Annotated in this window: 15 protein-coding genes; 12 read left to right on the top strand and 3 right to left on the bottom strand. The window is 35.5% G+C overall.

Annotated elements, in window-relative coordinates; translation table 11 throughout:
- The first annotated feature begins 679 nt into the window (after nucleotides 1-679).
- From TERY_RS09850 to hpsP, 11 genes are all read left to right on the top strand, one after another.
- A complete protein-coding gene (locus TERY_RS09850) occupies nucleotides 680-2,590 on the top strand; it encodes an SUMF1/EgtB/PvdO family nonheme iron enzyme (protein ID WP_011611689.1) in 1,911 nt (636 codons plus the stop codon).
- A gap of 657 nt (nucleotides 2,591-3,247) precedes the next feature.
- On the top strand, nucleotides 3,248-5,233 hold the full coding sequence (locus TERY_RS25155) for an alpha/beta hydrolase (RefSeq protein WP_011611688.1): 1,986 nt from the start codon (nucleotides 3,248-3,250) through the stop codon (nucleotides 5,231-5,233).
- A gap of 78 nt (nucleotides 5,234-5,311) precedes the next feature.
- A complete protein-coding gene (locus TERY_RS09840; protein WP_011611687.1) occupies nucleotides 5,312-6,694 on the top strand; it encodes a hypothetical protein in 1,383 nt (460 codons plus the stop codon).
- Between the two features lie 86 nt (nucleotides 6,695-6,780).
- Complete coding sequence (locus TERY_RS09835) at nucleotides 6,781-7,755, top strand: AAA family ATPase (protein WP_011611686.1); 975 nt, start codon at nucleotides 6,781-6,783, stop codon at nucleotides 7,753-7,755.
- Between the two features lie 468 nt (nucleotides 7,756-8,223).
- The gene (locus tag TERY_RS09830) at nucleotides 8,224-8,694 is read left to right on the top strand and encodes a cupin domain-containing protein (RefSeq protein WP_011611685.1); all 471 of its coding nucleotides are present in this window, start codon (nucleotides 8,224-8,226) and stop codon (nucleotides 8,692-8,694) included.
- A 202-nt stretch (nucleotides 8,695-8,896) separates the two neighbouring features.
- Nucleotides 8,897-9,643: a TSUP family transporter gene (locus tag TERY_RS09825; RefSeq protein ID WP_011611684.1), complete on the top strand. Its 747-nt coding sequence runs from the start codon at nucleotides 8,897-8,899 to the stop codon at nucleotides 9,641-9,643.
- A gap of 156 nt (nucleotides 9,644-9,799) precedes the next feature.
- Entirely contained in the window at nucleotides 9,800-12,478 is a 2,679-nt protein-coding gene (locus TERY_RS36690; protein WP_011611683.1) for an SAV_2336 N-terminal domain-related protein, read from the top strand.
- A 142-nt stretch (nucleotides 12,479-12,620) separates the two neighbouring features.
- Nucleotides 12,621-12,770, top strand: a complete 150-nt coding sequence (locus TERY_RS32840; protein ID WP_011611682.1) for a four helix bundle protein — start codon at nucleotides 12,621-12,623, stop codon at nucleotides 12,768-12,770.
- Between the two features lie 265 nt (nucleotides 12,771-13,035).
- Nucleotides 13,036-13,881 carry an SUMF1/EgtB/PvdO family nonheme iron enzyme gene (locus TERY_RS09815; protein WP_011611681.1) on the top strand — a complete coding sequence of 282 codons (846 nt, stop codon included), beginning with the start codon at nucleotides 13,036-13,038 and terminating at the stop codon, nucleotides 13,879-13,881.
- A 339-nt stretch (nucleotides 13,882-14,220) separates the two neighbouring features.
- Nucleotides 14,221-14,637 (top strand): hypothetical protein, encoded by a 417-nt coding sequence (locus tag TERY_RS09810; protein WP_044136677.1) that lies wholly within the window; start codon nucleotides 14,221-14,223, stop codon nucleotides 14,635-14,637.
- A gap of 68 nt (nucleotides 14,638-14,705) precedes the next feature.
- Nucleotides 14,706-15,890: a hormogonium polysaccharide biosynthesis glycosyltransferase HpsP gene (hpsP, locus tag TERY_RS09805; protein WP_011611679.1), complete on the top strand. Its 1,185-nt coding sequence runs from the start codon at nucleotides 14,706-14,708 to the stop codon at nucleotides 15,888-15,890.
- Between the two features lie 77 nt (nucleotides 15,891-15,967).
- Here the strand turns inward: hpsP and TERY_RS09800 are convergent, their stop codons facing one another.
- The 3 genes from TERY_RS09800 to TERY_RS09790 form a co-directional block, all read right to left on the bottom strand.
- The gene (locus TERY_RS09800) at nucleotides 15,968-16,414 is read right to left on the bottom strand and encodes a tellurite resistance TerB family protein (RefSeq protein WP_196797267.1); all 447 of its coding nucleotides are present in this window, start codon (nucleotides 16,412-16,414) and stop codon (nucleotides 15,968-15,970) included.
- A 1,853-nt stretch (nucleotides 16,415-18,267) separates the two neighbouring features.
- Nucleotides 18,268-19,725 carry an Asp-tRNA(Asn)/Glu-tRNA(Gln) amidotransferase subunit GatA gene (gene gatA / locus TERY_RS09795; RefSeq protein ID WP_011611677.1) on the bottom strand — a complete coding sequence of 486 codons (1,458 nt, stop codon included), beginning with the start codon at nucleotides 19,723-19,725 and terminating at the stop codon, nucleotides 18,268-18,270.
- A 671-nt stretch (nucleotides 19,726-20,396) separates the two neighbouring features.
- On the bottom strand, nucleotides 20,397-22,019 hold the full coding sequence (locus TERY_RS09790; RefSeq protein WP_011611676.1) for a protein kinase domain-containing protein: 1,623 nt from the start codon (nucleotides 22,017-22,019) through the stop codon (nucleotides 20,397-20,399).
- Nucleotides 22,020-23,778: 1,759 nt separating this feature from the next.
- On the opposite strand from TERY_RS09790, the gene pheT reads away from it, so the two are divergent.
- Nucleotides 23,779-26,232 carry a phenylalanine--tRNA ligase subunit beta gene (gene pheT / locus TERY_RS09785; RefSeq protein WP_011611675.1) on the top strand — a complete coding sequence of 818 codons (2,454 nt, stop codon included), beginning with the start codon at nucleotides 23,779-23,781 and terminating at the stop codon, nucleotides 26,230-26,232.
- Nucleotides 26,233-26,528 lie beyond the last annotated feature (296 nt).

Raw genomic sequence — 26,528 nt, 5'->3', positions numbered from 1 at the left:
AGACTATATCTGAATACTAATTCTGTTGATTTTGGCTTCTTAAATCTTAATAATTTTTGGTTTCTATCATTTTCTATATTTTGCTGTTTACCACTAAACCACTAAACTACTAAAATACTAAATTTACAAAACTTAATAAATAAGTAGGTGGTAATGCTCTGTTAGTTAAAGGTTTATAAGGATAATTTGGACCGGACTCTAATCTATGTTCTTATCTATTTTCAGAGGCCGCTACAATATTAGAATGATCAAAATTAGTTTATTTACTGACTTTTTGTCCAAGGTTAGTCTGGTTTTGCTGAAAAAATCCTAAATGTAGTTTACTTATTAAACAAAACTGCACAATTTCAGGAGTTACTCAATTATTTTTATTTATTCAAATTGCTTTTAGTCTCAACTTTCTTGAATTAAATTATGGTTATTTGTGTTTCTCAAAAAAATAATTGATAGAGTTAACCTGACTCAATATTTTAAAATATATTACTATAATTTATTAATGTCATATCTAACAGGGTTGTTTGTATATAAAATTAATAGTAAAATCTATTTTTATTTTCTAATTTGTACGATCGCTGATTTTAAGTTAAACCTGAGTTAGCGATCGCTAACCTGGTTCAACAGAATTATCTGTCAGGAAAAAGTGCTACTAAGTTGAAATTTAAATCACAGCAGAGAAACGATGACCAATCAAAATATAGCAATTACTATAGGAGTTCAGGAATATGAGTTTTTGACTCCTCTAAAATATGCAGCTAATGACGCTAAAAAAATGAGGGATTTTTTGCTCGACGAAGCAGATTTTGATGACGTTTTTTACTTGTCAGATAATTCTCCAAAAATTAATGGTGCTTCAACTCGCCCAACTCGTTCCCGCTTAGAATTGGTGTTAGAAGATGAAGTTAAAAAACTATCTCTGAAAACTGGTGATAACCTTTGGTTTTTTTTTAGCGGCCATGGTCATAGAGAGAATAATAATATTGATTATTTAATTCCTATTGATGGTCATTCAAATGTTGAAAGAAGTGGAATTTCTGTTGACTATATTATTCAACAACTGCAAAAATCTGGAGCAGATAATATAGTTCTAATATTGGATGCTTGTAGAAACAAAAGTGATGGGGGAAAAGGGGGAGAAGGACTAGGAAGGCAAACAGAACAAGAAGCTCGTGAAAAGGGGATAGTAACTATTTTTTCTTGTAGTCCAAATGAACGTTCTTGGGAATTAGAAGAGTTGCAACAGGGAGTTTTTACTTATGCGTTATTAGAGGGGTTAGGTAGTAAGGGTCAAAAAGCAACTGCAGAAAGACTGAATGAATATCTGAAGTATCGGGTGCAAGAGCTAGCTCAAAAGGAAGGAAAACGACAGACCCCTCGTATTATTGCTGACCCTATTGAAAAGTCTCATTTAATTTTAATGCCGAAGTATGCAACAAAAACTGATGTTTCTACTCTGAAAATTGACGCTTACAGAGCTCAAACAAATGGAGATTTTAATTGGGCAGAACAACTATGGATAAGAGTTTTAGAGGTAGGTTTGGATCTTGAAGCAGTTAAGGCTCTGCAGAAAATTGCTGTTGATCGGTTTAGATCTCAGTTGGTTTCCACCCCACAGTTAGATCTAGGTTATTTTCAGAATTTACCGGTTTCAGAAACTCAACAACCAAGATCAACAGAAGTATTAGAAGGTTCAAATATTCAAACTTCACTACAGTCACAACGGAAGTTAGAACCAAACTCACAAATAAAAACAAAGTCACAGCCAAAAATTACTATTCATACATTTGCGACTCCTAAAGTTAACAGGAAAGGAGAAATAATAAGCCGCTCTGAAGGTGAAGCAGAAGTAATGATAGAAAATTTAGGTAATGGAGTTACTCTGGAAATGGTAAAAATACCCGGTGGTAGTTTTCTGATGGGGTCTCCAGAGACGGAAGCACAGAGAAGTGATAATGAAGGTCCGCAACATCATGTAGATGTGCCAGAATTTTGGATGGGAAAGTATGTCGTTACTCAACAACAGTGGCAAGCAATAATGGGAAATGATCCTTCGAAATTTAAAGGAAAAAATCGCCCTGTGGAAAGAGTAAGTTGGAATAACGCTACAGAATTTTGTCAAAAGCTCTCTAAGAAAACAGGAAGAGACTATAGACTACCGAGTGAAGCAGAATGGGAATATGCCTGTCGTGCTGGGACAACTACACCTTTTTATTTTGGAGAAACTATCACAGGAGAATTAGCTAATTATAGAGCTTCAGAGACTTATGCTGATGAACCAAAAGGAGAATATAGAGAACAAACAACTCCTGTAGGTGAGTTTCCACCTAATGCTTTTGGTCTATATGACATGCATGGGAATGTCTGGGAGTGGTGTCAGGATGTTGTGCATAGTAATTATGATGGAGCACCTGTTGATGGAAGTGCTTGGGTAAATGGAGGCGATAGTAGCGGTAGAGTGCTTCGTGGCGGCTCCTGGCTCAACTATCCTGGGTGGTGTCGCTCTGCGAGCCGCGGCTACTATGTCTCGGTCGTGGTGGTCAGCTCCAATTTTGGTTTTCGTCTTGTGAGTTTCCCCCCCAGGACTCCTGAATAGCCCTTTGCTCTTTTGCCCTTTTGCCCTATTTAGCCTCGCCTTTGGCGAGTCGAAATTTTTTGCCATCATGCAATACTACAATGTATTACGCTGAAAGCAATGAAGCAGTAATTTTTGTAATGTAACGTGGAGTATGATGTCAAGTTTAAACTTATTGATGCTCTCAACTGATATCACATCCCCCTAAATACTTAGACCTTAGTCACAGGAAATAGGTACAGGGACTGTGAGCACTCAGCAGTCAGCACTCAGCTATGAGTTAGAAGAAAAAAACTAGCCTCGAAGAAAAACACCAGCATTTTTCATCTCCGTCCACCACAGCAGAGACCTTGCATATAGGAACTTTGCATCGAACCTCTCGACAAAGCTTTGGTTGTAAAAGCGTAGTTTACCAAAAGCCACCCTCACCGGGAGAAAATGCCCGCACTACATAATTTTCACCATTTACCTTGTACATCATTTGCCCCTGGTGACAGCCTTCCTATTCATGGAATATCTTTAGGCAAGTCTTGAATAAGTCATTTATTGATAGAATATAATTCTAATTAAAGAGATTTACTGATTTGCAGTTGCCCATGACCGACAGCAAATTTCTAGCTTTGTCTAGTTTTCCAGAAGCCGTCGGAGTTCACCTAATAATTAATACTTAAAAAGCGTATGTTATATAATTTCAGACTCAGAAAAGTCATTCGGGAATTACTTAATCAAGATCTACCCGAAGAAGAATTTAACGACTTAGTTTATGATTATTTTCCTGATGTTTATAACCAATTTACAAATGGACAAAATAAAAAGCAAAGAGTCAGAATTTTAATTGAATATGCTGACAAACATAGAGAAATTGAGCGGTTACTTGAAGGCATTAAAAATATTAATCCAAAAGTTTATCAAGAGTATGAGTCAAAATTAGGAGAAAATCCCCCTCCGCCTCCAATTGAAAAATGTGATGTTTTGGTTTTAGCAGCAAACCCTACAACTACACAGCCACTACAATTAAAAAAAGAAACTGAATTAATTAGGGAAAAACTACAGCAGACAGAATTTGGAAAAAATTATATTGTTTATGGAGAAGAAAATGCTTTTATAGAAGATTTATCTCAATATTTGCTGAAATATGAGCCTAGAATTCTTCACTTTAGCGGTCATGGTAATTCTCAAGGTGAAATAATTTTAAACAACCGTCAAGGTGAGGCAGAGGTTTTATCCCTCGAAACATTATCAGAATTATTATCTATTGTTAGAAAAGATGGAAAACCTATAGAATGTGTTGTATTTAATGCCTGTTTTTCTCTGAAAAAAGCTGATGCAGTCGCTCACCAGGTAGGTTGTGTTATTGGCATGAAAAAAGAGATTGGTGATGATTCTGCTTTGATATTTGCCGAAGAATTTTATCAAGGTTTAGCATATCAAAGGAGCTATTATCAAGCTTTTCAACTAGGTATAAATGGAATTGAACGCTTAAGATTACCTGATAGTCCAATTCCTCATTTTATTCCTTTTGATACATCATTATTAGAGTCAGAAACTGTCAGTTTAAGAAGTCATCAAACCAACGGTTATTTGACTTCAAAAGAAGCCGTAACAAAGAAAGCAATAAAGAAAAAAGAAACCGTAAAAGTCAAAAGATCTCTGATTTTAAAAGATACTAAAGAAACAACAGCAACTATATATCCTTTATGGTTTGGTACCAACAGAAAACCTGTAGATACAAATAATATATCCAAAGGTTTTTCCGGAAAAAGAGATGACAAACTTCACTATGGTATTTGTCAAGTAGCTGTTCCTAAATCTCATAAAATAGGCTCTATAGGTTCCCCTTTGTGGAAAAGATTAATTACTTTCAAAGACGATCGCCTCAAACTACATTTTCAAAGTTTGCAAATTCTGGAAAAAGAACTATTTTGGGAAAATATCAACGAAGAATTAAAAGACCATGAAATAAATGAAAGGTCTGCTTTAGTCTTTGTTCATGGATACAACGTCAATTTTGAAGATGCAGCTATTAGAGCCGCACAAATGGGGTTTGACCTGCAAGTGCCAGGAATTACAGCCTTTTATAGTTGGCCATCTCAAGGGAAATTATCAGCATATCCGGTAGACGAGGCAAGTATTGAAGCCAGCGAAAAGTACATGACAGAATTTTTACTCAACCTAGCCGAAAAAACGGACATTGAGAAAATTCATATTATTGCTCATAGTATGGGAAACCGAGGTTTACTCAGAGCAGTCCAAAGAATTATTTCTCAAGTTCAAACAATAACTAATATTGCTTTTGGGCAAATTATTTTAGCCGCTCCAGATGTAGATATTGACTTGTTTAAAGAGTTAGCTAAAGGATATCATCAATTAGCAGAACGAACTACATTATACATATCATCAAAAGACAAAGCCTTAGCAACTTCAGCGCTTATTCATCAGCATGGCCGAGCTGGTTTTTTCCCCCCTGTTACTGTTGTAGAAGGAATAGACACGGTAAAAGTTTCTAAGATAGATTTAACTTTATTAGGACATGGTTATTTTGCTGATGCTCGTTTGGTACTTGAAGATATACGGGACTTATTAATTAATAATACTTCCCCAGGGCAGCGAAGAGGTCGGTTAGAACCGTCGGAAGAGGGGGGTTATTGGATTATGCGGCAGTAAGATATTTTAGTTATTAGTTATCATTTTGTTTGGTGATTAATTAGTCTATTACATTGTTTTTTTATTTGTTTGTTTATAATGAAATATGATCTTAAACTTATTCGGAATTTAATTAACAAAGCTCTAGGACCAGACGAATTTGAAGATTTAGTTTTTTATAGCTTTCATGATGTTTATAGCCAATTTATAAATGGACAAAGTAAAAATCAAAGATTCCGAATTTTATTTGATTATATTGATAAACACGAAAAAATAGATGATTTACTAAATGAAATTCAAGAAATCAATCCTAAGGCTTTTAATGAGTTTGAGACTGACAGACAAGAACAGACAAACTTATCGGGTTCTAGGAATAAAGAAGATAAAGCAATTAATGATTTGGGAGAGTATTTACAGAATCAATCTTTTGAAAAATTAGAAAAAATATACTTATCATGTCGCCCTGAAATGGCAGATAAAACAGTTAAGAATATTGATGATATTTTGACTCAACTAAATCGTATTATTCCCCTAAAAAAATATCGGCTTATTATTCCATTTGTAGTAGGAATTCAACAACAAGTTTCTGATTCAAATCTACAAAAAACCCTAGATAAATGGCTAGAAGAATACGGTAATTTTTTTGGATATTCTGAGTTTAAGGAAACAGCAACACCAAATTTTAGAAAATCTTCACCTGATACCCAAAATCCCAAGTTACTAGAATCTTATTTGTTGATTGAGCTTAAGAAAAAGAATTATAGTTCTTTACAAATACAAAGTTGGTTTTGGTCTAGTCAATTAATCCGTAATATTCAAGAAAAAGACTTGATTGAACGGGAATATCTATCTAAAAAATTAACAGAACTGATAGACGAATCCAATAAGAGAATGAAAAAAATTGGCAGTAAAGACTTGAGGATAGAGTTATTTTTAGATACTAATTTGCTTATAGAAAGTAACTCTTATTTTGATTGGCTGGAGGTAACAAAGCTCAACCGTCCTGCAAAAATGTGTAAGCAATATATTGTTACTTTTCGTTTAGCTGAAAGGTTAAAATATACAGCTCAAGATTTAGGGGGAGCTTGGCAAAGAAAATGGGAAAATTTAAACTCTAATCAAGGTAATGTGGTAGATTTTTATCACACAGATGATTATGAATTAGGGCTAAATAAAACCGTAGGAATTAAACTAAATAAACTTTCTGAACTAACTAAGTTTTTTGACCTAATTGTACTCAACTCTCTGCCTCTTGCTATTTGGTCAAGGCGTGATTTACAAACCATTTCTTGCCAAAATGAAATTAATCGAATACTCAGGAATGTTCAAGGTAATTTTAATCAGTTACCAAAGGAAGTAACAGATGAGAGAAAAAAGGCAAAAGGAGAAGAACATATTGGAAAGCATATTTGCCTCTTATGGGATAACCCTGAGAGAATGCCACCGGAACCTAGTGAGCCTAAATATGCTTTAAGTTCTTAAATTCTATATGAGAAAATAAAAGTATTTTTCTCATATCTTTAAACTTGTATAAATTTATTAAATTATTAACTATAAATTAATTAATTATGACTGAAAATTGGCAAATTTTTAACAAAGATCATGAGCCACATGATGGGATAAAAAATTTACCAGAGCCTCCACCTTGGAGAAGTTTTAATACTGAAGCCAAAACTACTGAAAAAAAGTCTCGGGAAGAAATTAAAGGGAAAACCTTTCAAGTCTCGGATAGGCAAGTTGAGTTAGTTAATGCCGCTTTATATTTGCGTCGCCCTCTTTTGGTGACAGGAAAGCCGGGAACTGGAAAATCTTCTTTGGCTTATGCGATCGCCTATCAACTAAAATTAGGAAAAGTATTAACATGGCCAATTAATACCCGCACTACTTTAAGTAATGGTTTATATCGTTATGATGCTATTGGTCGTTTACAAGATGCTCAACTAGGAAACAAACCAAATATTGGTAAATATATACAGTTAGGTGCAGTAGGAACAGCATTTCTTCCCAATGAATATCCAAGGGTATTATTAATAGATGAAATTGATAAAAGTGACATTGACTTACCTAACGATCTATTAAATTTATTTGAGGAAGGAGAATTTGAAATTCCTGAATTAGCAAGAATATCAGAGCAGGAAAAAATTGTTAATTTGAGAACTTATGATAATCAAAAAGTTGATATTTACGAGGGAAAAGTTGCTTGTCAACAATTTCCTTTAGTAATTATGACAAGTAATGGGGAGCGTGATTTTCCTCCACCTTTTTTACGGCGATGTTTGCAACTAGAAATGCCTGAACCTACCAGAGAACAACTTGCTCAAATTGTTGAATCTCATTTTGATAATTTAGAGTCAGATACAGATACTTTAAATATAGCAAAAGAGTTCATTGAAAGATTTGTTAGAGAGCGAGAAGGGGGTAAAAATCTCGCCACCGATCAGTTACTTAATTTTATATTTATGCTAACTAAGAAAAAGTCTCCCTCAGAACAGGATAAAAAAAATCTACTTGAATGTTTATTGCAGTCTTTAGATCGAAGGTAAAGTTAATTACTAATTATTAGTTATAAGTTCTAATTTTAAAATTCATCTAACTAAGCTCTTACCTCCAATTTCAAATTTATGATGATACCTAAAACCCAAAACCTGCCGCCTAAAACCTGCCGCCTAAAACCTGCCGCTTAAAACCTGCCGCCTAAAACCTAAAACCTAACACCTAAAACCTAAATATTTAGGAAGTTATTTGACTACAAAAAAATTTTATAAACCACTTTTATTGGGATGGAGCCAGAATAAAAATTCTCACTTTATAGGCACTTCAAAAAGTAAAAATTATTAACCAGGCACAAACAGCAACTGCATTCTCATATAATGTCTAAGTAAGTTATAGTTATAATTTTGTCTCTCTTGGATGATTATAAAGATATTCTAGGATATTTTCGGATATTGGGGACAGGGTATGTATAATTAATAGTTAGGAATTTGTATTAATTTTTATTTTAAAAATCTCTTATGATTGCTAATCAAGAAACCATAGAAAAATCCTCCAATCAAAGTCTAGAACCACAAGTTTTTCAACTTAAAACCCAGCTTTTGAGTAAAGGCCGGAGCGACTATACTATTGCGAAAACTGATTTAATGAGCGTGAGAATTAAATGTTACGCTCAAGGAGGAGAAAATGTTTTGCACTCTCATCCAGGAGAGGATCATACTTTTATTGTTTTAGCAGGAAAAGCCAGATTTTTTGGCAAAGATGGTGAAGTTGGTGTCTTTTCTATAAATCAAGGTATTATGCTTCCCAGAGGATGCTTTTATAAGTTTCAAAGTTGTGGAGATGAACCTCTTGTCTTGTTACGGGTAGGCGCAGAAAAAGACAAACTTCCAGTTCATCGTATAGGTGTTGATGGTAATTCATTACCAGGAAAATCTAAGGAAAATAAACATGAAGATGGTGTGCCAATAGAAGGATTATTTTATGAATAGCTTACTGTCTGATACAGGGAGGACGGTAAATTTTTTTCTGAATTAATTTTGTTGAGATTTGTTCTTTAGAAACTACTAAATTAACTAAATGTTTCTATGGGCAAATTCTAAAGATAATTTCTGAATTTTAGTTGATATTTAAAATTCAGAAATTTAAGCTAAAAAGGAACTATAGTAAAAAATTATAACTTAATCAAGTAATATGACCAATCTCTGGTTAGCATTAGCAAGTATGGTTGGATGGTTTGTCAGCAACCTAGCAGGTGGGGGTAGTTCCTTTCTCTTAATGCCAATAGTAGGTTTATTTTTAGGAACTATAGCTATTCCACCAGTCATTACGACTGGAGGAATTCTTGGTAACGCTGAACGTGTTTTTGCTTATTGGCAAAAAATTAACTGGACTGTCATTTTGTGGGAACTACCTGGTGCTATTTTTGGTGGTTGTTTAGGGGCTTTTATTTTCACTCAAATTCCTGTCAGATGGCTCAGTTTTTTAGTAGGATTATTTCTATTGATCTCTGGGATAAATTTAATTATTAAAAATCAAGAAAAATCTTTTACTGTTCGTGCATGGTATTTTTTGCCTGCAGGTTTTATTTATTCCTTTTTATCAGGAATTATTGGTAGTATGGGACCCTTACTTGCACCATTTTACCTGAATTATGGTTTGGAAAAAGAAGAATTATTGGGAACTCAAGCAGTTAACCGGATGGTAGTTCATATTTTTAAGGCAATTACTTATGCAATTTTTGGTAATTTAACTTTACCTTATTTGGGATATGGGATACTCATAGGAGTAGCTGCTTATCCAGGAAATAGGTTGGGTCATTTAGTATTAGAAAAAATTAGTCCTCAGCTGTTCCGTCAATTAGTAACTGCTTTTGTGATTTTCAGTGGTCTTTTTCTTCTCTGGGAACAAAGGAGTCTGTTAATGTTCACGGGGTTATAAGCTAATTAAAAGCTATATATAGAAGGGGTTTTGCATTCTGCAACTGAAGAATATTTCAACAAAAAGAAAACGCTTATTGAGAAATGTTGGGGTGCAGTTCGAGGGGGGAGCGCTCGGACTGCATACTAACACCTGCCACCTAAAACCTAAGGCCTAATGTCGATTTCTAACTTCATAGAAGGATTACAAAAAGCTAATTATGACCCAACTGCTAGAGAAATAGCAGAAATAATTTGGTTATGGGTAAAAACTTTGCCGGATGGAGAATTAGAATTATTAGAAACTGATAAAAAAGATGCTCAAGGATCTGAATCAAACAATCAAATTTACTCAGAGAAAAATAGACGAAATTTAAAAGTTAATATTCCTGAACTTCCAGCAAAAACAAATTTAGATCTTTATCCGAAAGCTGCTGCTGATAAATATTTACCTAAAACAGACAATAATAAAAAGGAACGTTACCCTCTACAAGTTCCCGATGCTCCAGCTATTCCCAATAAACAGGAGCTTGGTATTGCTTTAAAATCTTTACGCCGAAAATTTCCATCCTCAACAGAACAGGAATTAAACGAAGCTAAAACTATTGATTTTTTTGTCGAACAAAAGATTTGGATGCCCATTAAACAACCAACTTTAACCCGTCGTTGGCTAGATTTAGTATTGGTTATAGAAGTAAATAACTCCCTCGTAATTTGGAAACAAACTATTAAAGAGTTGAGGAAATTTCTCCAAAGTTTGGGGATTTTTCGTCATACTGAAACTAGGGGATTAAAATTTAATTCTTCTCAACTATTACATCAGGAATTGTTGTTTAAACTTATTGTTAGGGTATCTCCTGAATTTATACTATTTTTGATTTTATCCTCTCAAAACCAAAGGATTGAAATTTTCCACTACGATGATCCTCAGATGCGTCCCTACTCTCCAGAATTTATTGGGGCTACCAGTGGAAAAACTTTAATTCTATTAGTAAGCGATCTAGTTTCTTCTGTTTGGTCTCGCCCAGAAACCTATACTCTTTTGCAGGAGTGGGGGCGAAAAGGGATGGTAAATTTATTGCAGCTTCTACCAGAACGTTTGTGGCTCCGCACTAATCTTGGTCAACAAAAGTCTTTAAAATTAAATGCTTCTGTTCGTCTTACTTCTAATCAGAATTTAACTATTATTCCTAGTTCAAAAAAACAAGAAATTTCTCAAGATGGAGAATTTAAATTACCCGTCCTTTGTCTTGACCCTAATATTTTAGAAGAATGGTCAAAATTATTAATGGGAGTAGGAAATAATCAGTCTGTTGGTTATGGAATTAAGCCTGATAATCATCGTTATTCTAACTTTGTTCAAGAAGAAATTACGGCTACCGAAAGAGTAGAAAGGTTTCAAGAAATTGCCTCACCTAATGCCGTTAGACTAGCTGAACATCTCTCCGCAGTTCTTGTTACTTTACCTGTGATTAGAGTAATTCAATATACTATGCTTCCTCAGTTCAACCAAGGTCATGTGGCAGAAGTATTAATGGGAGGGTTATTTAAACCTTTAAGTGAAAAAATCACCCCTAATATTAATCCAGATGAAATCGAATTTGAGTTTTTTGATGGGGTGCGGGATGAACTATTGAGTGGGTTAACTGTTGATGAAATTACCGATGTTATTGAGGAAGTATCTTCTTATTTAGCTGAGAAAATGGGAATAAGTCCCAAAGAATTTGAAGCTCTGTTGATAGATTCTTCAAAACCTGAGAATAAGCTAGCTAAACAGGTTTATCCTTTAGCTCAAGTTCAGGCAGAAGTATTGGAGAAATTAGGGGGTTCTTATGCTTATTTTGCTAATCAAATAAGAGCTTCTAATACTGGTTCTACTAATGAAATAAAAGATTTAATTGAGTTTGAAACTGAAATTGAAATTGCTACTATTGTTTTTGAAGAAGAAACTAAGGAAGTTGAAATAGAATTACAAGAGTGGAGTTTTGAAACTCCTACTGTTAACAGGCTGGGTAAAATTGTCGAAAGAACAATTCATAAAGCTTTTTACTTTACTCAAAGCCTTCCAGATAACGTTAGTCTAGAAATGGTGGCTATTCCTAGTGGTACTTTTACTATGGGTTCCCCTAAAAGTGAAGAAGGTAGCTATGATGATGAACGCCCCCAACATGATGTGACTGTCCCTTCCTTTTTTATGGGCAAATATCCCGTTACTCAAGGACAGTGGAGAGCGATCGCCTCCCGAACAGACCTGAAAGAAAAAGAAGACCTAAACCCAGATCCATCTCGTTTTAAAAAACCATATAAAGGTATAGATAGATGGCAAAGGCCAGTTGAGACGGTGAGTTGGTACAAAGCAGTAGAATTTTGTAAAAGACTATCGAAATTAACTGGAAAAAAGTACAGGTTGCCCAGTGAAGCAGAATGGGAATATGCCTGTCGGGCAGGAACTACTACACCTTTCTACTTTGGAGAAACTATAACACCTGAGTTAGTTAACTATGATGGTAATATTACTTACGGCGATGGGCCCAAAGGAGAATATAAAAAACAAACAACTCCTGTAGGCCAATTTCCTGCTAATGCTTTTGGATTATATGATATGCATGGAAACGTGTGGGAATGGTGTGCTGATGATAGCCATGATAACTATGTGGGAGCTCCTACAGATGGAAGCGCTTGGGTTGATAGTAACGAAGACAGTTCTACTGATAGTTATACCCGTCTGCGGGGCGGTTCTTGGTGCAACTCTCCTATTGATTGCCGTTCTGCGGTTCGCAGCGGCTATCTTAGGCGCGACGTCCACGTCAGCTATGATGGTTTTCGTCTTGTCTGCGATGGCGGGAGAACTCTTTAACCCTTTTCCCTTTTCCCCTTTTGCCCTTTACACTATGTTTCTTTTTCCTTTACCTCCCGCGAAGCGGGAAAAATTTTTTTGATGTCCAAGTGTCAAGTGTCTTAAATTTTCGACAAATGACAAAACCCTAAAGTAAAAAAAAATGAAAGAATTATCAGTTGTCCAAAAAACCTATGATTTAGTCAAATACTATGTCCCAATAATTGAAAGATTCCCCAAAAGTCATAAATTTATAGTCGGAGATATAACGACTAATAATTTGACCTTCCCTCCACGTCGGGGTTGGGGGTGAGTAAATTCCCTGCTCTTCTGTACAGGTTTGCAAACAATTTCTGTACCGTATAAAAAGCATTTAAACCTAAGTCTATATTTCTAGACTCTAGAGTTTTTCCTCAAACAATTTGAGTTAGAAACAGTGATCTCCATCCTGGAAGAAAAAGACTAAAAAAATTGCAAAAAGATTATCTTCAAGGTAAAATTAGGTGAGGAAACTTTAAGCAACATAGAGTAAAACTGAAAATTCCTTCAGCCCCCCCAACATTTGCAAAAGTAGTTACATGGCGACAACACCTATCATAAAACGTCAAAAACAAAAAATTCGAGGTTACAGAGAATATGCTGAGGTGCCTCTGGAAATGTTTTTAATTCCTAGTGGCACCTTTACAATGGGCGCACCAAAATCTGAAGAAGGAAGTAGAAATAATGAAAGACCCCAACATAATGTAACTATCTCCGAGTTTCTCATGGGCCGTTATCCTGTTACTCAAGGACAGTGGAGAGCGATCGCCTCCCGAGCAGACCTGAAAGAAAAACAAGATTTAGACCCAGATCCATCTTACTTTAAAAAACCGTACCAAGATATAGATAGATGGCAAAGACCAGTAGAGCGAGTGAATTGGTACGAAGCAGTAGAATTCTGCCAACGACTTTCAAAACTAACTCGAAGAAATTATAGACTACCAAGGGAAGCTGAATGGGAATATGCCTGTCGTGCTGGAACTACAACTCCCTTTCATTTTGGAGAAACTATTACTACAGACTTAGCCAACTATGACGGGACAGGCGATGAAGGTTCTTACGGCAGAGGACTCAAAGGAGAATATCGTCAGGAAACTACACCTGTAGGTTATTTTAAAGTAGCTAATTCTTTTGGGTTGAGCGATATGCACGGGAATGTCTGGGAATGGTGTGCTGATGAGTGGCATGATAATTATGAAAATGCTCCTACAGATGGCAGTGTTTGGCTAAATGGAAATAAAAAACGTTCACCGCTGCGGGGCGGTTCCTGGGTCAACATTCCTAATGATTGCCGTTCTGCGATTCGCTACAACTCTGCTGGGCGCGACGTCCACTACGACGTTATCGGTTTTCGTGTAGTCTGCGACGGCGGGAGAACTCTTTAACCCTTTTCTCTTTTCCCCTTCAGCCCTTTACCCTGTTTTTCTTTTTCCTGAAATTTCCTGCAGCGACAGTATTATCTATCTTTGTTGGGTTTGGCGAACTCAACCCAAACTACAAAGTAATAAACCTTTTATCCTTTCCCCTTTTGCTGTGTACCCTGTTTTTCTTTTTCCTGAAATTTCCTGCTGCAGCGGTATTATCTAGCTTTTTTGGGTTTAGTGACCTCAAGCCAAGCTACAAAGTAATAAACTTTAGGGTGAACCAATGAAAAATTCTATGGAAGCAACCATATTTTCATGTTATTATGCTCAGAGCACATCCAAATAGTTCAGTTATCAAATATGAAATGGATATTTCTGGGAATGCTTAGTGTTGCTACACTCCTATCCGTAATATTACCTGCAAAATCAAATCAACTTAACAACTTTTACGAAAGTTGCTACAAAAACGGAAATGTGCAGAGCTGCGCGGCCTTAGGCATTCTTTGCGGGGAGGGAAATTCACGAGCTTGCAACTTAGTTAACACTGCCACTCAAGGAGGCATTGCTCAGATCAACTATTATTGCCGACAGCGAAATAATACTCGCGCCTGTAATTTTTTAGCCCTAATTAACCAAAGTGGCGGCCCAAGGAACCTAGGACGTTTTTGCCGTCGGGGCGATCGCAGAGCTTGTAATGCTCTCAGTGTTATTGCCTGCTATGCATCAGAAAACGCAAGAGCTGGCAGAGGCCCTAGGTGCACCCTACTTAGTGAGTAGATATCACTGGAATTATATCAGTTTTATATAGCATTTCATTTATATATATAGAAAAACCAGACAAAGTTATGCGAATAGTACAAATATTACCATCTATATCTCTTGTTTATGGCGGTCCGAGTCAAATGGTTATAGGACTTTCTACCGCTCTTGCCACTCAGAACATAGATGTTACCATTCTCACCACAAATTCTAATGGAGACACTGGTCAGCCACCCTTAGATGTTCCTATCAATAAACCTGTCAAACAAAATGGTTATCAAATTCGTTATTTTCCTTGTTCTCCGTTTCGTCGTTATAAATTTTCTCTACAATTATTACAATGGTTAAATGAACACGCTACTGAATTTGATTTAGCTCATATTCATGCTCTTTTTTCACCAGTAACAACCATAGCTGCAACTGTTGCTAGAACCAATAACTTACCCTATATTTTAAGACCATTAGGAACCTTAGACCCCGCTGATCTACGCAAGAAAAAACAACTCAAAAAAATTTATGTTTCTCTCTTAGAAAAGCGGAATATTGCTCATGCTGCTGCCCTTCATTTTACCACAACACAAGAGGCAAAAGTTTCCGAAAGATTTGGCTTATCTACAAAAGACTTAGTAATTCCCAATGGAGTCAATACTCTAGAGAATATTCAAGATGAAAATTTAGTTAATAGTCTCCGATCTCAAGGAGTAGAAGTGAAACATCCCATAATTTTATTTATGTCTCGCATTGAACCAAAAAAAGGACTAGATTTATTATTACCTGCTTTAGAAAAATTGTTAGCACAAGGGGTAGATTTTCAATTTATCTTAGCAGGTGCAAATCCTCAAGATCCTAATTATGAGGCACAAATTTACTCACAAATAAAGGCTTCACCTATTGCTAAGTTTACCAAAATAATGGGGTTTGTTACAGGGGAAATAAAGACAAGTTTATTAAGAATTGCTGATTTATTTGTACTACCTTCTTATTATGAAAACTTTGGTATTGCAGTAGCAGAGGCTATGATAGCAGGTACCCCCGTAGTGATTTCAGACCAAGTTTATATTTATCAAGATGTAGCAAATGCAGAAGCAGGTTGGGTTGGTGGTTGCAAAACAGAAGACATGGCTGCTTTAATGAAATTAGCTTTGCAGGATGAAGCAGAGAGAAAACGCCGGGGTTTGAATGCTCAAGAGTTAGCGAAAAATAATTATAGTTGGCAAGCGATCGCCACACAAACCATTCAAGCCTATGAAAAAATTATTTCATGTAAATAAATTAATCAATAAGAAATGATCCTTAAGTTATCTAGTATATCTATGTTCGTAATTTTATGATCAAACTATATTCTCATCTACTTAAGAGAACCTTGATTAATTCTATAGTTTTTAGATTTCTTATTAGTAACCCGATAGGCCTCTGATTTAGAGGTAAAAATTTGTGAAGCCCTTTCTGAAGAGATTTCCAATACCTGAAACAAATCAATTAAAAACGCTTGTTCTTTACCACATAAAACCCCATCTACTAAAATTATTTCAGTAGCTAACATAAAAACTGCTTCTTTGTACTCCGGATGTAGTGAATCATTAGCTATCGCTACTACATTATTAATTCCTTTGACGCTGAGTGTACTTAACAACCTATTAAGCATATTCGTAATTTGTTTTTCTGAATAGCCTTTAAATACTTCCATTTGAGATAAAAGTGTTATAACCAGCTCTGTTTCTTGTTCTAAAAGATAACCATCTGAAGCAATTGCAGACGCTGCAATTGCAGCTATTGCTTCAGGTTGTGAAAACATAACCCGATGTCCATTGTAAGCTTCAAATACCTTATTTAGTAAACTCATCTTAGGTATAGTCTCCTAATTGATTGTTTATAGTCGTTGTATTATATTTATTTTGAATAACCCCTTTAATACAGTCTGTCGACTATATCACAAGATAATTATTTTGTCAAGATTACTAGACTACTTTTTCTCCATAGTGTATCTCATAAACTTAAGCATTCATAAAAAACGCGCCTTAGTAAGAAGATATTTTTTCAAATTACAGCCCTTCCTAAATAAAGGACTGAGCCATAACTTCCCAACCTTTATACCCGGGGTTTCCTATTAGCTAAGGCCTGGCCAGAAAAATGAACATAGACTTTAAAGTCAAAAGAGCTTATTTTTTGCAGTCAAATAGAACTCTAACCTAACCAAGGTGAGCTTGATAGACTAAACAAACTAAGTTGAAAAAAAAGCAGCTCTAATTAGTTTGAATAAATTTTGATTCACCCTACTAATAATTATTAATATTTTATTAGACTTGGACATCATAATTTTTTTTGTAACATTGATAACTTGGGCTAATTACTATTATTTTGAGACTATTGATCAGTAACATTTGCAGCCTTCCTCTATATCTAGAAAACGCCACTGCAACAACAATTCCCGTAAATTAATGCAAACTTTTTATAAAACTTCATAAAATTTAAAGAATTAACACAAATAGAGTAACCTTTTTGCACGATTAACGCTCTACTAATTATGTTAATTTTCGCTCAAGTAAAAAAGTTTTTAATAAATAGTTTAAGTTTAGTTCTTTTATGAATGAGTCTTTCAGAAATAGTGACTACTTCCATAGTAATAATAGTAACTATCCCAACAACTAAGACATCCGATCGGGCAAATGATGTATAAAGTAATAGTGAAAATCATGTATTGCAGGCATCTTGCCCCCGTATCCTTATCTTATAACAACCGAAAGCGCTTTCAGACCAACTTCATAATCTAAATAACAAAAGTTGATAATTAAATTATGTCCCCTTAATTAATTAAGTACCATTACAAAATATATTGTATATTCTTCTACCCCATTCATAATAATTTCACAGCTAATACCAGATTAGAATAATTATCAGCCTCAGTTTTTCACTATTAATATTTTAGAGAAACTTCAAAAATTTTTATTATATTGTCAGTCTAGTCAATAAGTCGGCAAAAAGAATATTAATACTTCTTTTTTTCATTCATTTTCTTGCTTTCAAAGCAAATTATTTTGAGAGATAAAAAAATTATATAACTATCAAAACTTATAGGTATTTTTTGTTAATTTTTCACAAATTATGTAAATGGAAGCTCTTAGTATATTCCTGTTTATACTTGTTAATATTGTTGAGTGCATCAGCAAAATTATTTACCTATTTTATTAGGACTTACTGAATAAGTTTCATGAGTGAGGTTAGGAGGCAGGTAGATATGAACTAATTGAGTGACCCACAGAGGCACAGATAAATGAAAATTCAAGAGCAAGAGGATGTGATTGGAAGAATTTTCTTTCAATTTTTCTAGTTTTAATAGCTGAATGAAAATCCTCAATTTTCAACATCCTCGTACCAACTTCTTATACATTTTTTATACAAATAAACAAAGCCCTTAGTAAGATTTAGGTAAATCCTTTCATTTTGTGAGCAAACCCCGAATTACCTAATCTTACAATATAGCAAATAATTTAACTTGTATAGTATAGATGTGTAATTAACTTAGCACAACTACTTAATTATTCCCAACGTGTGCCTAACTCCTAAGCTCCAATTGCAGCTATTAACTAACACACTATTATGAACACTTCAAACCTAATCAATAAAAACTCAAAACTCAAAACTAAATTTTTAAAGCTGAGGTTGGAATTTATACCAATTATTAGCTTGTTCATAAACATAAGCTGCTTCAAATAGTAAATCTTCTTTCAAAACATTACTTATCAATTGCATACCAATAGGCAACCCTTGTTGATCAAAGCCACAGGGTAAACTCAAAGCAGGTAAACCAGCCAAATTAACTGGAATAGTCATTAAGTCAGACAAATACATACTCAGTGGATTATCACTTTTTTCACCCAGCTTAAATGCTGTAGTTGGAGAAGTGGGGCAAGCCAAAATATCTACTTTAGCAAAAGCTTTATCAAAATCTTCCTTAATTAAAGTCCGAACTTTTTGAGCTTTCAGATAATAAGCATCATAATATCCAGCCGATAAAGCATAAGTACCAATCATAATTCGGCGTTTAACTTCTGAACCAAAACCTTCAGAACGAGTCTTAGCATACATATTCAAGAGGTTTTCCGACTCACTAGCACGGAAACCATATTTGACCCCATCATAGCGGGCTAAATTTGCCGAAGCCTCCGATGGAGCAATAACATAATAAGTAGGTAAACCGTAACTAAATCTAGGACAAGAAATTACCTGAATTTCTGCCCCCAACTCCTGCATTAGTTCCACTGCCTTAGTAAAAGCTTGAAGAACAGATGAGTCTAAACCATCACCAAAAGTCTCTTGAATGAGACCAATTCTAATTTGCCCTTTAGGTCTTAAATTAGGTGTGAGGTTTTTAGTGTAATCTGGGACAGGGACATTAAGACTAGTAGAATCTTTAGGGTCATAACCAGCGATCGCCTGCAATAAAATAGCAGAATCTTTCACAGTTCTACTCAACGGCCCTATTTGATCCATAGAAGAAGCATAAGCCACTAACCCATAGCGAGAAACCAGACCATAAGTAGGCTTAATTCCTACCACTCCACAAAAAGATGCTGGTTGACGAATCGACCCACCTGTATCTGAACCCAATGCTACTACAGATTCTGCCGATGCTACTGCTGCTGCTGACCCTCCCGAAGATCCACCAGGAACTCGAGTGTTATCCCACGGGTTAGTCGTGACTTGATAGGCAGAATTTTCTGTTGAACTGCCCATACCAAATTCATCTAAATTGGTCTTGCCTAAAATTATTGCCCCAGCATCCACAAGTTTTTGAGTTACCGTAGATTCATAAGGGGGAATAAAGTTTTGTAAAATCTTAGACCCACAAGTAGTAGGGATACCCCTAGTACATATATTATCCTTTACAGCGATCGGAATCCCTGTTAGTAGTCCAATTTTCTCTCCTGCAGCAATCTTTGCATCCACCTGACGGGCCTGAGCAATGGCCTTTTCTGCTGTAACACAGATAAAGCTTTTTAACTTCGGCTCCAATTGGTTGATATTTTCGAGAGCTTCTTGGGTAATTTCTACAGCAGAGCGTTGCTTACTGATTAATTGTTGATGGATATCGCTAATGGATGCCATGCCTATACTGTCATTCCTAAAATTCAACTATTAGATTTTGGCACTCTCACTGTTAAAAGTATAGACAACGAGAGGTGCTTGCTTCTCAGGGTTTCCCTTAAGCTTAGTTATTGCTTATTAAGAGCTACTTTTGAGCTTCTTTTCCACAAGCATTTAGTTCTACTTCTACCAACTATTGGCCGTCGGAAGAGTTTCAAGGAAATCTTTGGGACGATGAAGCGATAATATTTTATGCTATCAGCTTGATCACCATTAAATTCTCAAAGAGAATATTTTTTCTGACAATCTAATTGAGGCCAAAGTTAATAGTTATTTATGATAACTTCAATCATGTTATTAATCAGACAAAAGAGGCCAAATAAATCAGAAGAACTTTGGTAGCTAAAATGGCTAGAGTAAAGATATTCTGATCATTAAATCAGAGAATCACTGAAAGTTTCTCATGATTTTGTTCCCAAAGTCAAAAAAAATCTACTGATTTAAGGCCTGAAGCACCAAGACACTTGTGCTGAAGTCATAGGAGTTGGAGTTATTTTTTAAGTAAAGCATATAATTTTAGATAATATTTAGGATTACTAAGTGCCTTGACAATATTTTCACTACAATTATACCTAAATTTTTTTTGATTTAAAAGAGGTCTATGGGAGTAAGCTTATATAATCAATTCTATTTTAGAATATCGAACCTCTTTTACCATTAGGAAAAATCGTCCACCAATTAGTTTTTGCTGTCTCAAGTTGACGATCGCTCACTATTGCATTTGTGAGATTAGCACCATACAAATTAGCACCCCCTAAATTTGCGCCACTCAAATAAGTATTTTTCATATTTGCGTTCTGCAAATTAGAATTTGCCAAACTGGCTGTACTTAAATAAGCTTTAGTCAGAGTTGCATTTTTCAGGATAGTATTAGTTAAATTAGCATGACCAAAATTAGAATCAGATAAATCTGCACCTTGCAAATTAGCTCCACCCAAATTTGCCCCATAAAAATTAGCTCCAGATAACTTAGCATTGCACAAATTCAAGCGAATTAAATTACACTCAGCAAAATCTCTTCTACCTTTCATATAAGCACTGCGCAAGGTCGCCGCAGTCCATTTTATAGGAGTTTCATTACCCAATTGTGTTGTATTAGTTGCTTTGCTTTTTGGAGGTACTACCGTCAAATATCCTTCAATATGTTTGGGCTTCGTCTTCACAGAATTAGGTAGAACTTGATTTGTAGAGTTTTTTTCTAAACCATATTTGCGTTGCCGAATTTTTTGAGCAATTTTAATATTGGCAGACATCGATGAAAAATTATCTTTATTGTCATTAAAAACTGTAATTTCATCTCTAAATATAGTTTTAACAGCATCATCTAGTCTGGGTTGTACCTGTTTTTTCTCAGGTTGTTTTGTCTTCAAAGCTGCTAAAAGTTCTTCTGCTGACTGGAAGCGATCTTCTACAGAAACTTCTAGCATTTTTTTCAAGATTTCCCTAAACATATCACTAACATTAACTTGAGAATGCCAGAGAATTTCGCCATTAACCTGATTATAACCAAGATTATTTGGAGTTTTTCCCGTCAGTAAGAAAATGGTAGTTACTCCCAAAGCATATATATCACTTGCATATACAGGTCGCAAAAGCACTTGTTCTGGTGGTGAAAAACCTGAAGTACCTATAGAGATATTTGTAAAAGCAGTTTCTCCTGTACCACCTGATATATAAGTTTGGTTCACATGATCTTTGACAGCACCAAAGTCTATCAGAACTAAATGACCATCTTCACTCCGCCGAATAATATTTGTAGGTTTAATATCTCGGTGAATTACTCCTTGAGTGTGTATATAATCTATGACTGACAACACTTCAATTAGAAACTTTTTCCCTTGTTCTTCAGTAAATATTCCCTGTTTTTTGACCTCCTGTTTTAAGGTTAAACCACTTACATATTCTTGAACTAGATGAAAACGTTTCTTCCATTCAAAATAATCTAATAATCTGGGAACTTGGGGATGATGGCCAATTTTTCCTAGTGTTTCTGCTTCTCGCTGAAATAGTTTTCTAGCCATTTCTAATTCACTTGCTTTTGTACTAGATGGCCGTAGTTCTTTAATTACACAAATGGGAGCTCCTGGCAAAGATATATCCTTGGCTAGAAAAGTTACTCCGAAACCTCCTTTCCCAATAGGTTTAATAATTTTATAGCGATCGCGCAAAATTAACTGTGAACCACAGGCAGTACATTTATTAACACTATTTAAATTTTGAGGTTGAGGACAGGCAGGATTTATACAATAGCTCATCTTAAATATAATAATATTATTAATTTTTTTTATTTAAATGACCAATCTTTTCATTCCAGTTATCAGTTATTAGTGCAGACTGTTGAAGCCAGATCCTTAAAATACTGAATCGAATATTTTTTTTTAATCCCTATTCACAGAAAGGAAGCTGAAGACCTAGACCTAATTTTTTTTGGTCAGAATAACATTATACTTATCTATTATATCAATCAAAATCTATAGTTGTTATCAAAACATATCTCCCATAAAATAATTTTGATTGCAACTTAGCTGGGAACTTTTTTTAATGATTTTATATCTCAAGTTATGATTATAATACTAACTAAAAAAGACATTTTTCTTATATTTTTAAACTATAACTATTCAATAGTATAGCAGTTTTTACAAAGGTAAACTAGAACAAAAAAATAAGTAAGGCTTGCTAAAATTTGCCTTAATGAGTAAAGATATAAGACACAAAATGAGGATAAATAAGGATTATAAAGGATATAGTAGGGAGTATTGTCCCGACCTGTTTCTGATCGAAACACCTCAAAATTCTCAATTTTGAGATTATAACTTCAAGGTGCGCAGACGTAAAGGCTAAAGTCTTTATTTTTCATACTTTTAGTTTTTTTTGAGCAAACCCTAAGTATGCTTGAAATTGGTTTGAATAAAAAATTGGGTTTAAAGCCTCTCCTGCCCATTGGACAACTTTGAATTTTTTAATAATTAGGGTTCAAATACCCGCCTTATCTCTAAATATTGTAGAAAAGAAGAGGTTATAGGAAACTATCCGAAGTTAAGAATTGAACTTGAAAAGCTTTCAGGTTTCGGAGAAGCTCCCGCAATGAAGGCACATATAAATACCAACAAGAATTTTTAGTAAGTTGCCTTCGGGCATTTCAAGACTTAGAGACTTTAAATGGACTCGGAGCTACTACTAAGTAGAAATTCCTCCCCGTGCCTAAAGGGCGGGGAGGACGTCAACCTACTAATTTACTTATTCAGGACTTACGCACCAACGACGATATCCAGGGACATAAAGCATTCACTCCCTACAGATAGGATATCATCTACCAGGCGTGGTAAATCCTGTTAACTTTATATTATCGTGTTTTGAGTTATTTAAATTATTTGAATTATTTAAATTATTTTATTAGCGCCATAATGTGGACAGTCTATTACCAACAAGCACAATAAACTATGAATAACTTAAAACTATGAATAACTTAAAAATAATCCCCAGTTTATTGACAAAATGGGTTTGCCCTGATGTTTGAGTTTTGATAAATTACATTTATAGCAAGTAGCAAGTCCTTGATAATTTTTGGATATATTTAATCAAAACTTATGAAAGTTATGTGAATTTAGTAAATGGAGTGGAAAATATTCTGAAAAATTTGGGGATTTAATAATTAATTGGGCAATAAATTATTAAATCCCTTTAATAGCCTACATTTTAGCTTTCAATAGGTACCCTACAAATAAAGTTGTCTAATTTGTGAGTTTTAAGTTGGTTATTCCCATGATCAAAACAACTTCTGACTTGATGAAAACCACGACATCATGAGAGATAAAATGTTAATTGAAGTTATAAACATGGCCTAATAGAGGGAGATATTTGCTCTGAAAGCGCGTATCTAACTTTAAAAGGTCGAAAAAATCTAAACCCCTTCCTGAGCAGGGAATTTACCTTGTAGGAGAGGGTTCGGGGGATACCCGCAAAATAAATTTACATACACCACTATTATAACTAAAAATTGGGAATTATTAAAGAATGCGTATCTCTCTGAAATGGCTCGAAGAACTGGTAGATATCAATATTACTCCAGAAGAGTTAGCTGAAACTTTGACAATGGCAGGCTTTGAGGTAGAAGAAATAGAAGATCGAAGCACTTGGTCAGCAGGGGTAGTATTAGGAAAAATACTGGAAGCTGACAAGCACCCCAATGCCAATAAGCTTAAAGTTTGCCAAGTGGACATTGGTAAGTCAGACCCATTAAATATTGTTTGTGGAGCTTCTAACGCCACAGCAGATATCTATGTCCCAGTAGCTACCATCGGTACTTATTTGCCCGCCATTGACTTAAAGATTAAAAAAAGTAAACTCCGGGGAGTCCACTCCGAAGGAATGATTTGCTCTTTGTCAGAACTGGGCTTAACAAAAGATTCTGAAGGTATTCATATATTTGATCTGGAAAACCCAGAGTTGGGGAGTGATGTGGGGCCTTTACTTGGTCTGGATGATGTAATTTTAGACTTGACAACAACGGCAAATCGTGCTGATGCTTTGAGTATGATTGGTGTAGCTCGTGAAGTTGCGGCCCTGACCGGAGCATCTCTAAGAATACCAGATGTTTCTGAAATTTTGATTCCAGATGAAGAGGGGGATAGTAGTATCAAAATAGATATCTCGGCATCAAGTGCTTGCCCTATTTATATTGGTACTGTTATCGAAGGAGTAAAGATTGGTCCTTCACCAAAATGGTTAAAAGAACGATTAGAAGCTACAGGTATTAGAGCTATCAATAATGTGGTGGATATCACTAACTATATTCTGTTAGAGTGGGGTCAGCCACTTCATGGGTTTGATCAAGATAAAATTCAGCAGATCATAGGACATAAGTTATTGACAATTGGAGTTCGTTATGCTAATGAAAATGAGGAACTCATAACTTTGGACAGTCAGAAGCGCACCCTGGAAACTGAAACTTTATTAATTACGGCGAATGAGAAACCAGTGGCTTTGGCAGGAGTTATGGGTGGTGAAGAAACTGAGGTGAGCGATCAGACGACAAATTTATTATTGGAAGCAGCAATTTTTGCTCCTATTGCTATCCGTCGTTCAGCTCGAAGTCAAGGCCTACGCACAGAAGCTTCTACAAGGTTTGAACGGGGGGTGAATACTGCGGAATTAGTATTGGCTTGTAGTCGCGCTATTCATTTAATTACTGAATTAGCGGGAGGAAAGGTGAGTTATCAAGACACTTTTACAACTAAAGCAGATAGTATTACAGCAACTCGTAAGTTATCCCTTAGTCTAGAGCGTATTAATGCAATTTTAGGGCCACTTAAGCCTTCGGAAAATACTTTAGATGAATCTTTTCTGCAACCAGAAGCAGTTGAAGGTATTCTCAAGTCTTTAGGATGTGAGTTGAGTAAAATTGAGGCTAAAGGAGCGGTGGGGTGGAATGTTACAGTACCTGCTTATCGTTATCGAGACTTAGAACGGGAAATAGACTTGATCGAAGAAGTTGCACGTTTATATGGGTATGATAATTTCTGTGAAACTTTACCCAGTAAAAGTGCTGCAGGTTATTTGCCTCCAGGAGAGTTGGCAGTCCGTAGTATTCGGGCAGCTTTGCGCGGCGCGGGGTTGACAGAGTTGATGCACTATTCTTTGGTTAAGCAAGGAGGGGAAAATCAAATAGCGATCGCTAACCCTCTATTTGTAGAATATTCTGCTTTGCGCACAGAATTATTAACGGGACTTATTGATGCTTTTCAATATAACCTGGAAAAAGGAAATGGAGCTTTAAATGGGTTTGAAGTTGGTCGTATATTCTGGAATGAAGTTGAAAAATATCAAGAGGCAGAGGCGATCGCTGGAGTTATCAGTAATGGTAGTAAAAGTTGGACTAGAGGTGGTCAGGAACAACCTCTGAGTTGGTTTGAAGCTAAGGGTATTTTAGAACAAGTTTTTGAACGACTCTATTTGAAGGTTGAGTACAAAGCATACTCAGAGAATTCTCTACTACATCCAGGTCGGACAGCGTCATTGTGGCTGCAAGGTAAATATCTGGGTATTTTTGGACAACTACACCCTCAAGTAAGGCAGGAGCGAGAGTTGCCAGATGAGGTTTATGTTTTTCAACTTGACTTAGGGGTATTGGTGTCGGTAATGACTCAAGGAAATATTTGGAAACGGAAGTTTAGTAGTTATTCTACTTTCCCTCCTGCTGCGCGAGATATTGCTTTCTTTGTAACAGTTGGGGTATCAGTGGATGATATTAAACAGGTAATTTCTCGAGCTGCTGGTAAGTTATTGGAGTCTATTGAGTTATTTGATGAATATCAGGGTGAAAATGTGCCCGATGGTGAAAGAAGTTTAGCTTTTCGGTTAATTTACCGAGTTGGCGATCGCACTCTTACGGATGCTGATGTTGATCCTCTGCAGCAAAAAGTTAGGGATGCTTTGGTTGATAAATTTAAAGTTAATCTCAGAAGTTAATACTTTGAGTTGTTAAACCTCTCCAGAAATGCTGGTTTTAGAACTTTGTTATCAGGGTTTCAGAAGCTTTTATGGAGAGGTCTAGAGAGGTCTGTGAAATTCTGGTTTCTAGAAATTATTGGGTATTATACTTTTACCTTAATGACAATTTTTGAGGGGCATAGTCAGGAGTATATATTATATCATGTTCGGTTGAATATTTACACTTTGGAGGATTTTGCCAGGAGGCTATGTAGCTCTGGGTAGCTCTGGAGCAGGAGAATAGAGTTGCCACTGATGTTCGCTTTTTTTTTGAT

Origin of the sequence: Trichodesmium erythraeum IMS101 (genome assembly GCF_000014265.1) — a bacterium.
In the GTDB taxonomy this organism is placed as follows: Bacteria; Cyanobacteriota; Cyanobacteriia; order Cyanobacteriales; family Microcoleaceae; genus Trichodesmium; species Trichodesmium erythraeum.
Note: the sequence above shows the minus strand (reverse complement) of the source record. Positions and strands in the feature narration are given on the sequence as shown.

Coding starts and splice junctions, on each gene's coding strand:
- TERY_RS09850 (WP_011611689.1), top strand. CDS start 680: ATGACCAATCAAAATATAGCAATTACTATAGGAGTTCAGGAATATGAG.
- TERY_RS25155 (WP_011611688.1), top strand. CDS start 3,248: ATGTTATATAATTTCAGACTCAGAAAAGTCATTCGGGAATTACTTAAT.
- TERY_RS09840 (WP_011611687.1), top strand. CDS start 5,312: ATGAAATATGATCTTAAACTTATTCGGAATTTAATTAACAAAGCTCTA.
- TERY_RS09835 (WP_011611686.1), top strand. CDS start 6,781: ATGACTGAAAATTGGCAAATTTTTAACAAAGATCATGAGCCACATGAT.
- TERY_RS09830 (WP_011611685.1), top strand. CDS start 8,224: ATGATTGCTAATCAAGAAACCATAGAAAAATCCTCCAATCAAAGTCTA.
- TERY_RS09825 (WP_011611684.1), top strand. CDS start 8,897: ATGACCAATCTCTGGTTAGCATTAGCAAGTATGGTTGGATGGTTTGTC.
- TERY_RS36690 (WP_011611683.1), top strand. CDS start 9,800: ATGTCGATTTCTAACTTCATAGAAGGATTACAAAAAGCTAATTATGAC.
- TERY_RS32840 (WP_011611682.1), top strand. CDS start 12,621: ATGAAAGAATTATCAGTTGTCCAAAAAACCTATGATTTAGTCAAATAC.
- TERY_RS09815 (WP_011611681.1), top strand. CDS start 13,036: ATGGCGACAACACCTATCATAAAACGTCAAAAACAAAAAATTCGAGGT.
- TERY_RS09810 (WP_044136677.1), top strand. CDS start 14,221: ATGAAATGGATATTTCTGGGAATGCTTAGTGTTGCTACACTCCTATCC.
- hpsP (WP_011611679.1), top strand. CDS start 14,706: ATGCGAATAGTACAAATATTACCATCTATATCTCTTGTTTATGGCGGT.
- TERY_RS09800 (WP_196797267.1), bottom strand. CDS start 16,414: ATGTTTTCACAACCTGAAGCAATAGCTGCAATTGCAGCGTCTGCAATT.
- gatA (WP_011611677.1), bottom strand. CDS start 19,725: ATGGCATCCATTAGCGATATCCATCAACAATTAATCAGTAAGCAACGC.
- TERY_RS09790 (WP_011611676.1), bottom strand. CDS start 22,019: ATGAGCTATTGTATAAATCCTGCCTGTCCTCAACCTCAAAATTTAAAT.
- pheT (WP_011611675.1), top strand. CDS start 23,779: ATGCGTATCTCTCTGAAATGGCTCGAAGAACTGGTAGATATCAATATT.